This is a genomic window from Undibacterium sp. WLHG33 (assembly GCF_049544815.1).
In the GTDB taxonomy this organism is placed as follows: domain Bacteria; phylum Pseudomonadota; class Gammaproteobacteria; order Burkholderiales; family Burkholderiaceae_D; genus Undibacterium.
The window spans coordinates 281,422-293,765 of the sequence record NZ_CP186697.1 but is presented as its reverse complement, the minus strand read 5'-3'; the positions used below and the strand labels follow the sequence as shown (position 1 = coordinate 293,765).

Genomic DNA, 12,344 nt, shown 5'->3' with positions numbered 1-12,344 from the left:
CGTTAAACGGTCAGCTTCACTACTTCAGAACTTTTCTCTTCTGTTTCTTTGATCTCTGATACCAGCCCGAGGCCGGTCGCAGCAGTCAGAACAACGGACACCATCACACCGTCAAGGCTGTTTTGCATGTATCCCGTTATGAAAGAAAATTATCGTTCTCTTATTAAACGAGAAAAGAAGCATAACAAATTTTCATTGTTTTGCGAGAGTTTGTGACGAAATGATGAATACACCGACGGAATGCAGAATATGGTCGATGAAACAACACGAATTCTTTGCGGCAAGAACCCTGATGTTCACCGGTAATAACAATAAAAACGGGGAGTATGTGAAATTTTCGCACTGATGTCCCGATGATATAAGGATCTCATAAAATACTCCGGGGAGTATCTTACGAGGCCAGAAACGAATGCAGGCTCGCCGCGCATCGGTGGTGTGAGCGCTCCTGAGTGTGACAGTGCGCATCGCAGGCTGGACAACACCGCTCAGTGTGAACGCTGGCAGAACCTCAGCTTAACAGCCTGGCGTTACTAATGACCTCGGTAAAAAACTCCTTCAGCGCCGGCGCGGGGAGCAGGAAAGGATCAAATTCAGAGGTCGGTGAATACTTCAGGAAGATGGCCGAGTTCTCAGCTGTTGCAGCAATGAGTCCCATATTCCAGTTGGTGAACTGGCGTTGTGTGATCTCTTCGAGCACCAGTATTTCGGGCCGGGTGTGACGCTTGTCTTTGAGAATATGATGGTAAAGCGCATTGACTGCAGAACGCTCGCCTTCAAGGCATTGCAGAAAGATGCCGTTCGATAAACTCAGCGCTCCGGTAATGGCCAGTTGCTGATTATTTTTCCGCGAACTGGACAAGATATCTTTCACGTCTGCTGGGCCAAGATTCACCGCGCGGCTGGCATAAATTAAACGAATCATCATAATAATCAAACACTTTCATCATCAAGAGTCAGTCCGGAAACAAGAGGGCAACAGTGCAGCTGCCGCCGATTATAGAGAGTTATGGAAAAGGTCGCTGAGGTCAGCCAGATATGTCGGCGCTGACATCGTCTTACCCCACCATGACGCATGACATTCGCGCGCTGATCTGTAGCAGATGATCGGCTTTTTCCCAACTCGTACGCGGCGTATTCCAGTCGCCATGACATTTCAAATGCAACCGGTATTCATATTTCTTTTTATAAAAATAAGGGGAGTATCCGCGATTTTCACTGTTATCTCGCGATGAAATAAGGGTGTCTGAAAATACCCGGAGGGAGTATATTTAGCTTTAACGAAGAAACAAGTGAGTCACAGGTGATCCGGCAGCGGCTTCATTTACCGGACTTTTCCTTAGTTCGGCTGCACTGCCTGCCATCAGATTACTGGTATCTGGCAGCAAAGTATTTCCCTCTGCCTGCCCAACTTTTTCTGCGACGATCCTGCCAATGACGCTTCCTTTTTTTGACATCAGCCAATGACATCCTCGCCCGCATCTATCACCGTACGGAATTTAACAGCAGACGAATGGCAACAATACCGGCAAACCAGACTGCGTTCTCTTGTTGACTCTCCAAATGCCTTTGGCAGCACCTTTGCAGCAGAAAAAGACAGGTCTGACGAAGCGTGGGCAACACGGCTCTTGCTGGCAACAAGCTCAGGCAAAGATCACCCGTTAGTAGCGGAAATTCCGGACGTTAGTAATGAATTTGCTGGCTTGCTGTGGGCGAAAGAGGATGCCACTGATACTTCCATCGTCCATATTTTTCAGATGTGGGTAGCACCGGAATATCGCGGACAAGGTGTTGCCACGGAGCTGCTCAGAGCAGCAATTCTCTGGGCGAGATCAAGGTGCGCCAAGCTGGTTCAATTAGGGGTGACATGCGGTGACAGCGCCGCAATGCGACTTTACCTCCGCGAGGGATTTCGGGCTATCGGGACACCTGAACCGCTGCGCCCGGATTCCGCTTTACTGGCACAAACAATGCGTCTGGTACTGGAGCAAACGCCTGCCGCCAAGGATATTTTCCCTGGAAAATAATGGCATAGTGGTTGCACGCTGACCTTATTTATTTTCTGAAAATGGGGGAGTATGCATAAAAATCGCCTTAACCTCAGCAGAAAATAAGGAGGTTTAAAAATACTCCCCCCAGTATATTTTTTCTTCCAGCAAGGGAAAATGCCAGATCACAGCTTGCGCAACTCGCGCATGCAGTTGATGTAGGCGTTTTCTATCTGCGCTTGCTGGCAGTGGCGGCCATTGCTGACGACTTGTTTGCCACCAACATAAACGTCGCGCACCAGCGTGTCGTTACCGGCAAAGATCCAGGTATTGAGCACATCGCGGCTGGGAAGTCCGGCCAGATTCGGATGCGCATCATCCAGCACGACGAAGTCAGCACGGTAACCGGGGGCAAGTTTGCCCAGCCTGCGCCCGCTGGCTTGCGCGCCGCCTTGTAGCGCGGACTGCCACAGAAAATCACCGACCTTTTTTTGCTGTGCATTGCCGGCAATATTGCGCCCTTGCAAACGCAGACGCTGACCGTATTCGAGCCAGCGCAATTCTTCGACCACGCTGTGCGAAACATGGCTGTCGCTGCCTATGCCAAAACGCCCACCGGCGGCGATGTAATCCGGTAAATCGAAAAAACCGTCGCCCAGATTCGCTTCGGTGGTCGGGCAAATTCCAGCCACAGCGCCACTGTTTGCAATGCCTGACACTTCAACAGGCGTCAGATGCGTGGCATGCACGAGGCACCAGCGCTGATCGACGAGACCGCTATCGAGCAACAATTCAACCGGGCGCTGGCCGCTGGCAGCAAGACATGCCTCGACTTCTTTGATCTGCTCAGCGATATGGATATGCACGGGCCGCCCGGCAGGCAGCGCCAGTTGCAGCTCGCGTATCTGGCCTATGCTGACCGCGCGCAGTGAATGCGGCGCCACGCCAACTTCCACCTGATGACTGCGGCTGGCTTCCAGATTTTGTACCAGCAGCAGTATGTCATCGACACTCGTTGCAAAGCGACGTTGATCATCACGCAGCGGCGTCGCGTTGAAATCGGCATAGCTGTATAGCACCGGCAGCATGGTCATGCCTATGCCACTCTGCTTGGCAGCAGCGATCAGGCGTTGCGCCATTTCCGCCGGATTCGCATACATCTTGCCTGCAGGGTCGCGATGCAGATAATGGAATTCACACACTGCGGTATAACCGTGGCGCAGACACTCGGCATACAGTTGTGCGGCAATTGCCTGTATCTGCTCCGGCGTGATGTGCAGCGCGTAGCGATACATGAGATCGCGCCAGGTCCAGAAACTGTCTTTGCTGTCGCCCGCAATTTCGGTCATACCCGCCATCGCACGCTGGAATGCGTGGGAATGCAGATTGCACATGCCCGGTAAAACGTAAGTCGCCTGCGGCTCACCGGGTCTGACGGTGACATCATTTTCTATGCTTTGAATATCGCCCTGCGCATCCCACTGCAGGCGGATATTCTTTGCCCAGCCTTGCGGCAAAAACGCGTTGTGCGCAAACAGCGTCGTCATGCTGACTCCGTTTCATGTGCCCAGTCTATGCACTGTTGCAGCAATTGCCGCAACAGACCCTGCACCTGCTGTGCCAGATCGGGGCGATACGCATACGGTGCAGCTTCGTTCATATATACGCGCTGGCTCATTTCCAGTTGCACTGCGTTTATGTGCTGTGCTGGCTGACCGTACTGCCGCGTGATGTAGCCACCTTTGAAACGTCCATTGAATACATGGCTGTAACTTTGTGCATCGCCTGCTGATTGCAGACAATCGGCCAGCCTTTGTTGCAGTGCCGCCGCACAGGATTTCTGATCGGCAGTACCAAAATTCAGATCAGGTAATGTGCCATCAAAAAAGCGCGGCACGACCGATGCAATCGAATGCGCATCCCACAACACCACTCTGCCGTACTGTCGCCGCAAACGCGCAAGTTCCGCCTGCAATTGCTGATGATATGGTTGCCAGTATGCGCTGATACGCCGCTGAATTTCCCTCTCCGTCGGCAGCTGGTCCGGCAGATACAAAGGCTGTTTGGAAAACGTATCCACCGGACACAAACCAGTCGTATCCTGCCCCGGATACAGATTCGCGTTATCCGGGGCGCGGTTCAAATCGATCACGTAACGAGAATATTCCGCGATCAGCGTTGATGCACCGAGCTCTTGCGCCATGTTGTACAGCAAAGGCAAATGCCAGTCGGTATCCGCTTTCTCTTGCGCCACAGGTAGCATCTGCGCGGCGATGTCGGCCGGTATCGTCGTTCCCACATGCGGCATGGAAATCAGTAAGGGCACGCGGCCTTGTTGAAAATGGAATGCGGGATACATGGGACGCTTTCAAAAATGGCTAAGACGATAGAAATCATGTTAGCGATGGCAAGGGCACTGTCGATATAGTTTGTTCAGATTCAGAGGCGGCTTTCGAGTCGCAGACGCTGACTGATCTTGGCCGCAGCCGCCTGCGTCAGCCGTATCAATTCATTGCTACGCGGCAGGGCGCGGCTGGTCGGTGCCATCAGCGACAGGGTCGCCTCGGCTTTTGTCGTGCCGGACATCACCGGCACGCTGATGCCCCAGACGCCAATATCGACTTCATCCTGACTGACCGCATATCCTTGCCGGGCGATCTCTTGCAGTTGTTGTTTCAGCTCAGCCACGCTGGCCTCATCTAATTGCTGAGCAGCCAGTTCGGCATCCAGCACGGCCGGCGGCAAGCTGGCTAATAAGGCTTTAGCCGATGCGCCGCGCGCCGTCGGCCCTGTACTGCCACGCGTGAACGAACAGCGTAAAGCCTGCGGGCTTTCCAGCATATCGAGACAAATTACCTGCCCATGCAGATAAATCAGTAAGCCCACGCTCTCACCGGAACGCTCCAGCAATTGCTGCATTTCTTCGCGCGCCTGCTGCATCAGGAACGAATGCTGATCAAAGCCCCACGCAAGCTGCACCGCCATCGGGCCGGGTTCATATAATCCGCTCTGAGCTGTCTGTCCGCTGTTCACATGTTCCTGCAGCAGTCCCCATTTTTTGAGGAGAGCAATGTGCCGGTACAAACTGCTCAGCGGTATGCCGGTCTGTGCCACCAATTCTCGGGCAGTAACAGCCTGCCCTGCGCGTGCAACGCAAGCCAGCACCTGCAGTACACGTTCTCCGGATGGCACATCACTCCCGCTAACGACAGCGGATACAGGAGCAGAGGAAGATAAATTATTCATCGCTGATTCATTGCAGACGTTTCAACATAAGCTCTGCCATGCTAACAGCAGACTCCGGAATATCAAGCAGGTATTCTCATTTCATGAGAACAGAGTGTCAGATTTTTAGCAGCAAGAAAAAAAGCGCCACAAGGGGCGCTTGATCTGGTGACTTCGGCTATCTCAGAATCCAGATAATGTTCAGCTTTTGCTGTACGCAGTGTTCTGGCAATTGCGGGTTTCCTGCGCCGGGAATTGTGCCTTGATCGCATCAAACCGGCTTTTCTCTTCTCCGGTCAGAGCCCGTAACTGATAGGCAAATTTGCTCGTCGTTACCGAACGCGGCATGATACGGGCAGTGCGCACGCCTTTATTATTGAGATTCGCGAGGTGCTGTTTTGCCGCTTCTTCTGTCTTGAAAATACCGAGTGAAATGCCCCAGTGCAAGCTTCCCTGCTCCTGAATGACAAAAAAATCAGTCACACCGATACGACGTAATTCCCCCACTTTTTTATCGGCACCTTCCTTACTTCCCTGCGAAGGAATATAGACCATGTGAGTACCGACATCACTGACATTCAGTCGTGACTGCCTGTCACCCAATGCCAGTGTTTTTAATTTTTCCTCTATCTTCGGGGCCTCAGCCTGAGGGAAATTACCAATTTCGAGACAAGCGATGATGTCAGGTTTTTTTTCCGGCACCGGTGGCTCTGCTGCAGTCATTGCAGCACTTGCGGAAATCTGTACCAGTTCATCGACATGATGCTGTTTTTTCAGACGCTCCGGCTCACGCGTATCCAACGACCAGGATCCCAGCCAGCCCAGATTAAACGCCAGCACAAATGCGTTCAAGACCAGCAAACTCCAGAAAAAAAATCGCAGCATGATGATAAATAGGTGAATTCAGTCCGGGCTCGATTGTGCCACGACGTACAAGCCAGTCAAGACAAGATTGGCGATATGCCGGGAATCAAAGCTCAGATGCGGTAACAGATAAGGCGCTGCACCGCCGGAGATCAGACAGGTTACTGCCGTTTTCTGTTCTGCGGCAAAGGCTTGATAAGCCAGCGTGATCGCACCCGTCTGCGCATGTATGCAACCGCTGACAATCGCCTGATCGGTATTGTCTGCAAACAGCTGATTGACCCCGATACTTTCTGCGACCTGTGGCAATTGTGCGGTATTACGTGCCAGCGACTCCGCCATCAGTTTCAGGCCCGGCAAAATCATGCCGCCGGTAAACACCCCGTCCGCGCTGACCGCATCGACTGTCGTTGCTGTACCGCAGGTAGCCACAATCAGATTCTGCTGCGGATACAAGTAATGCGCAGCAATCGCCGATGCAAAACGATCACAACCGAGCCGCTGTGGCTGGCGATATTGATTTTTCAGGCCAGCCAGTTGCGCCTGCGACGTCAGCCAGTAAGGCTGCAGTGCTGGAAAAATACGCGCTAAGATATCGCTGAGCTGCGCTTTCACTGCTTCACCGGCAACATTCGAAATCAACACCCGGGTGACCGGATATTGTTTCCAGCGCTCTCCCAGAGTCGCAATTTCTGTGTGTGTGACAGAGTCCACTTGCTGCCAGTCGGGCAAGGCATTAGTCAATGCTGTCGTCAGTTGCGGAACCCCCCATTTGATGCGGGTATTGCCAGCATCAATCAGTAATAACATAGGTCTTCTTCTTTCTTTTTTGTACAGTCACTGCGCGGAAATCAGTCCGTAGCAGCCGGTCTCAGCGAAACATCTCCAGCCAGAACAGGTATTTGCCCGGCAGGCGTCTGCAATAACAAACGACCGCTGACATCGACGCCAGTCGCGATACCCTGCTGCAATATCTGGCCATGATCGAGGATCCGCACTTCCTGATTCGCGTACGCATGCAGCGTATTCCAGCGCGCCTGAAACGCAGAAAAACCATATTGGTCAAATTGCCCGAACGCTTTTGCGAGAGCGTTCAGCAAGCGTGCGAGCAGGACATTTCTATCCATCTTGGCAAGCCACGGCGCATCAGCAACGGCGCGTCCCAGACTGGCTTCGAATGTGTCCGGTAGTTGCAGATTCAGACCAATGCCGGCGACAATCCAGGTGCCGCCCTCCTTGTTCGCAGCACTTTCTATCAGCACACCGGCAAGCTTTTTCCCATCACGCAAGATATCATTCGGCCACTTCAGTTGCACCGGCAGATCCAGCGCATGCAGTGCTTCAGCGATCGCAACACCGACGGCCAATGGAAAACCCATCAGTTCATGTGCCGCCCGCGCCATGGGCCACGCCAGTGAAAACATCAGCATGCCACCGGGCACCGATTGCCAGCTGCGGCCGGCACGTCCGCGACCCGCAGTCTGATGCAAAGCCACGCGCAACAGCGGCCGGGTCAGATCATTCAGTCTGGATAACAGATCTGCATTCGTCGAACCGGTCTCAGCCACCACTTCGATCGCTGCCAGCATGCCAGATGCATCGCACATAGTGCGTATCTGTTCCGCGGTGATATTCACCGTAACTTCATCAGCGCGATAAGCTGTCAGCGCTGGGGTAAAACATGGATCGGACATAGATACGTTTCGTCATTTCAATTCAGATGCAGATGCGCGACCGGGTCAACACATCATCTCTGAAGCATTGCAGTGACATCTGATTATCAGCACAGCGGTAAACTGTGCGATATCTGATTCTCTATAAAAAAACGGCACCGGAGACTAAGCTTCGGTGCCGTTTTTGTTCTTTCAGCTACGCTTACGCGTCGCCTTCGTGCACATCCGTTGTTGCTTCAGGAGCAGGAGCAAAAGCCGCTTTTTCTGCTTCCAACAGGGCATGACGCTCATCCGCTTCCCAGGTTTCTTTCAACTTGCGGGCACGGTGGAATGCCAGACCGGTACCAGCAGGAATCAGACGACCAACGATCACGTTTTCTTTCAGGCCGCGCAGGGTATCTTTCTTGCCCATGATCGCTGCTTCTGTCAGAACGCGGGTTGTTTCCTGGAAGGACGCTGCCGAGATGAAGGAATCGGTCGACAGAGACGCTTTGGTAATACCCAGCAAAATATTTTCATACGTTGCAGGAATACCGCCAGCAGCGACCACACGATCATTTTCACCGAGCAAGTCAGAACGTTCAACCTGTTCACCAACGATGTAGTTAGTATCGCCAGGGTTCACAACCACAACACGGCGCAGCATCTGACGCACGATCACTTCAATGTGCTTGTCATTGATCTTAACGCCCTGCAAGCGGTAAACGTCCTGCACTTCGTCAACGATATAACGTGCCAGCGCTTCGATACCCAGCAGGCGCAGGATGTCTTGCGGATCAGCCGGGCCGTCCACAATCATTTCACCCTTGTTCACCACCTGGCCATCATGCACCAGAACCTGTTTATCTTTGGTGATCAGGAACTCATGTTTCTGACCGTCCATGTCGGTGATTTCCAGACGTTGTTTACCTTTGGTTTCTTTACCAAACGCAACCGTACCTGTCACTTCTGCCAGCATACCGGCATCTTTCGGAGAACGGGCTTCGAACAGTTCCGCAACACGTGGGAGACCACCGGTAATATCACGGGTTTTTTGCGATTCAGTCGGAATACGCGCCAGCACTTCACCAACGTGTACTTGCTGACCGTCTTTCACTGTAATCAGCGCACCAACCTGGAAACCGATCGTTACAGCGTGTTCTGTACCGGAGATCTTGACCTCTTCACCTTGCTCGTTCAGCAATTTGACTTGTGGACGCAGTGTTTTGCCACCCGCACCACCGCGACGTTTCGCGTCAATCGCTACCAGTGTGGACAAGCCGGTCACTTCATCAACCTGTTTCGCAACAGTCACGCCTTCTTCGACGTTTTCGAATTTCACGGTACCTGTGTATTCGGTGATGATAGGACGTGTCAGCGGATCCCATGTTGCCAGTGCAGTACCTGCCTTGATCACCATGCCGTCTTTCACAATCAGCGTCGCGCCGTAAGGGACTTTATGACGTTCACGTTCACGGCCATGATCATCCGTAATCAGCACTTCGCCGGAACGGGAAATAACGATCTGGTCGCCTTTGCCATTCGTTACATAACGCATCGTTGCTGTGAAACGGATAGTACCGTTGGATTTCGCCTCAACAGAAGATGCCACTGCAGCACGCGACGCCGCACCACCGATGTGGAACGTACGCATCGTCAGCTGTGTACCTGGTTCACCGATAGACTGCGCAGCGATAACACCGACAGCTTCACCGGCATTGACCATCATACCGCGGCCCAGATCACGGCCGTAACACATCGCGCACAGACCGTAACGTGTGTCACATGTCAATGGCGTACGGACTTTCACCTCATCAATGCCCAGTGCTTCGATACGTTCTACGGCAACCTCATCCAGCAGAGTGCCCGCTGCGTACAATGTCTCCTGAGTTTCAGGATTGACGATGTCGTTAGAGCAGACACGACCCAGAATCAGATCACGCAGAGGAACGTTCACTTCACCGCCTTCGACCAGCGCTTTCATGGAAGAGCCGTTGCTTGTACCGCAATCGTCTTCAACCACAACCAGATCCTGGGTAACGTCAACCAGACGACGAGTCAGGTAACCGGAGTTCGCTGTCTTCAACGCCGTATCGGCCAGACCTTTACGCGCACCGTGCGTGGAAATAAAGTACTGCAGAACGTTCAGACCTTCGCGGAAGTTCGCGGTAATCGGTGTTTCGATAATCGAGCCATCCGGTTTCGCCATCAGACCACGCATACCCGCAAGCTGACGGATCTGTGCTGCAGAACCGCGCGCACCGGAGTCGGCCATCATGTAAATCGCATTGAACGATTCTTGCGTACCAACAGTGCCGTCACGGCGGGTGACTGGTTCAACTTTCAGTTGTTCCATCATCGCCTTACCGACTTCATCACCGGTCTTACCCCAGATATCAACCACTTTGTTGTAACGTTCACCCGCAGTCACCAGACCGGATGCGTATTGCTGCTCGATCTGTTTGACTTCCTGCTCAGCCGCTGCAAGCAAGGTCACTTTTTGTGGTGGTACCAACATATCGTCGATACAGATGGAAATACCAGCGCGTGTCGCGAGACGGAAACCCATTTGCATCAGCTGATCGGCAAACACAACCGTCGCGCGCAGACCGCACTTACGGAAAGATGTATCAATCAGTTTGGAAATTTCTTTTTTCTTTAGCGGACGGTTCAGTACCGTGAATGGCAGACCTTTTGGCAGAATTTCTGACAAAATGGCGCGACCAACGGTAGTTTCGTAACGTTTGATCGTTTTAACGAATTCACCAGTTGCCGGATCTTTCGGATATTCCGTAATACGGACCGTCACGCGTGTCGCCAGCTCGACTTCCTTATTGTCCCAGGCGCGGATCGCTTCTGAAACATCAGGGAACATCATGCCTTCGCCTTTGCCGTTAATGGCTTCGCGCGATGCGTAGTACAGACCCAACACGATATCCTGAGAAGGCACGATAGACGGTTCGCCGTTAGACGGGAACAGAATATTGTTAGACGCCAGCATCAGCGTACGGGCTTCCATCTGCGCTTCGATAGACAGAGGAACGTGAACCGCCATCTGGTCACCGTCGAAGTCGGCATTGAAAGCCGCGCAGACGAGTGGGTGCAACTGGATCGCTTTACCTTCGATCAAGACTGGTTCAAACGCCTGAATACCCAAACGGTGCAAAGTTGGCGCACGGTTCAGCATAATCGGATGTTCGCGGATCACTTCTTCCAGGATATCCCAGACGACTGGCTCTTGAATTTCAACCAGTTTCTTCGCTGCCTTGATTGTTGTGGCCAGACCCATCAATTCCAGTTTATTGAAAATAAAAGGTTTGAACAGCTCCAGGGCCATCAATTTTGGCAGACCGCATTGATGCAATTTCAGTTGCGGACCAACCACGATAACGGAACGACCAGAGTAATCGACGCGCTTACCCAGCAAGTTCTGACGGAAACGACCGCCTTTACCTTTGATCATCTCAGCCAGAGATTTCAATGGACGCTTGTTCGCACCAGTCATTGCTTTACCACGACGACCATTGTCTAACAATGAATCGACCGCTTCTTGCAACATCCGCTTTTCGTTACGCGTAATGATTTCCGGAGCGCGCAATTCCATCAGGCGCTTCAAACGGTTATTACGATTGATGACGCGGCGATACAGATCATTCAGATCGGAAGTCGCAAAACGGCCACCGTCCAGCGGTACCAATGGGCGCAACTCTGGCGGCAACACTGGCAACACTTCCATAATCATCCAGTCTGGCTTGATGCCGGAGCGTTGGAACGCTTCCAGCACTTTCAGACGTTTCGCATATTTCTTGATCTTCGCTTCGGATTTGGACTCTTTGAGTTCTACACGCAAAGTTTCAGCGTCACGATCGATATCGATAGAACGCAGCAGTTCACGGATGCCTTCTGCACCCATAAACGCGGTGAATTCATCACCGTACTCTTCGTATTTAGCAGCGTAGTCGTCTTCCGACATGATCTGGCATTTTTTCAGCGGCGTCATGCCTGGATCGGTCACAACGTATGCTTCAAAATACAAAACGCGTTCAATATCGCGCAATGTCATGTCGAGCACCATACCCAGACGGGATGGCAGGGATTTCAGGAACCAGATATGCGCTGTTGGCGATGCCAGCTCAATGTGACCCATACGTTCGCGACGTACTTTCGCCAGTGTGACTTCAACGCCGCACTTTTCGCAAATCACGCCACGGTGCTTCAGGCGTTTGTATTTACCGCACAGGCATTCGTAATCTTTGATGGGTCCGAAAATTTTGGCGCAGAACAGACCGTCACGCTCAGGTTTGAAAGTACGATAGTTGATCGTTTCCGGCTTTTTAACTTCGCCGTAGGACCAGGAACGAATTTTTTCGGGAGACGCCAGACCAATTTTGATCGCGTCGAATTGTTCGTTAGGTTGGACTTGCTTGAATAGATCGAGCAGGGCTTTCATGTATATCACTCCATTAAAGCGCGCAATTCATTTTGAAATTCACGCTTGGTGGCTGAATGGTGCTGCAACAGAAGGTTTCGCCTGACCCTGTTCGCATCAGCGGGAGAGCCAGGTCTGACGACACTGGTTCCGCTCATACCGGGAACGAACTCGCTTCTAAACTGCTGG

Annotated in this window: 11 protein-coding genes; 1 reads left to right on the top strand and 10 read right to left on the bottom strand. The window is 52.4% G+C overall.

The features are described from left to right. Positions 1–2: 2 nt before the first annotated feature. The 3 genes from ACOTSW_RS01315 to ACOTSW_RS01305 form a co-directional block, all read right to left on the bottom strand. The gene (locus ACOTSW_RS01315; RefSeq protein ID WP_423680585.1) at positions 3–128 is read right to left on the bottom strand and encodes a hypothetical protein; all 126 of its coding nucleotides are present in this window, start codon (positions 126–128) and stop codon (positions 3–5) included. Between the two features lie 380 nt (positions 129–508). After that, positions 509–925, bottom strand: a complete 417-nt coding sequence (locus tag ACOTSW_RS01310; RefSeq protein WP_423680584.1) for a BLUF domain-containing protein — start codon at positions 923–925, stop codon at positions 509–511. Between the two features lie 349 nt (positions 926–1,274). Continuing rightward, on the bottom strand, positions 1,275–1,454 hold the full coding sequence (locus tag ACOTSW_RS01305; protein WP_423680583.1) for a hypothetical protein: 180 nt from the start codon (positions 1,452–1,454) through the stop codon (positions 1,275–1,277). A 6-nt stretch (positions 1,455–1,460) separates the two neighbouring features. Here ACOTSW_RS01305 and ACOTSW_RS01300 point away from each other — a divergent pair, with 6 nt between their 5' ends. Beyond that, entirely contained in the window at positions 1,461–2,024 is a 564-nt protein-coding gene (locus ACOTSW_RS01300; RefSeq protein ID WP_423680581.1) for a GNAT family N-acetyltransferase, read from the top strand. Positions 2,025–2,170: 146 nt separating this feature from the next. Here the strand turns inward: ACOTSW_RS01300 and ACOTSW_RS01295 are convergent, their stop codons facing one another. From ACOTSW_RS01295 to rpoC, 7 genes are all read right to left on the bottom strand, one after another. Beyond that, positions 2,171–3,532, bottom strand: coding sequence for a formimidoylglutamate deiminase (locus ACOTSW_RS01295; protein WP_423680579.1), 1,362 nt, complete (start codon positions 3,530–3,532; stop codon positions 2,171–2,173). Then, the gene (gene hutG / locus ACOTSW_RS01290) at positions 3,529–4,344 is read right to left on the bottom strand and encodes an N-formylglutamate deformylase (RefSeq protein WP_423680578.1); all 816 of its coding nucleotides are present in this window, start codon (positions 4,342–4,344) and stop codon (positions 3,529–3,531) included. Before hutG ends, ACOTSW_RS01295 begins: the two co-directional genes overlap by 4 nt. Before the next feature lie 80 nt (positions 4,345–4,424). Next, positions 4,425–5,231 (bottom strand): IclR family transcriptional regulator, encoded by an 807-nt coding sequence (locus ACOTSW_RS01285; RefSeq protein WP_423680577.1) that lies wholly within the window; start codon positions 5,229–5,231, stop codon positions 4,425–4,427. Between the two features lie 180 nt (positions 5,232–5,411). Continuing rightward, positions 5,412–6,095, bottom strand: coding sequence for an SPOR domain-containing protein (locus tag ACOTSW_RS01280; RefSeq protein ID WP_423680576.1), 684 nt, complete (start codon positions 6,093–6,095; stop codon positions 5,412–5,414). Positions 6,096–6,113: 18 nt separating this feature from the next. Further along, positions 6,114–6,884 carry a type III pantothenate kinase gene (locus tag ACOTSW_RS01275; protein WP_423680575.1) on the bottom strand — a complete coding sequence of 257 codons (771 nt, stop codon included), beginning with the start codon at positions 6,882–6,884 and terminating at the stop codon, positions 6,114–6,116. 41 nt (positions 6,885–6,925) lie between these two features. Continuing rightward, positions 6,926–7,768 (bottom strand): biotin--[acetyl-CoA-carboxylase] ligase, encoded by an 843-nt coding sequence (locus tag ACOTSW_RS01270; protein WP_423680574.1) that lies wholly within the window; start codon positions 7,766–7,768, stop codon positions 6,926–6,928. Between the two features lie 181 nt (positions 7,769–7,949). Further along, positions 7,950–12,176: a DNA-directed RNA polymerase subunit beta' gene (gene rpoC, locus ACOTSW_RS01265; RefSeq protein WP_423680573.1), complete on the bottom strand. Its 4,227-nt coding sequence runs from the start codon at positions 12,174–12,176 to the stop codon at positions 7,950–7,952. Positions 12,177–12,344 lie beyond the last annotated feature (168 nt).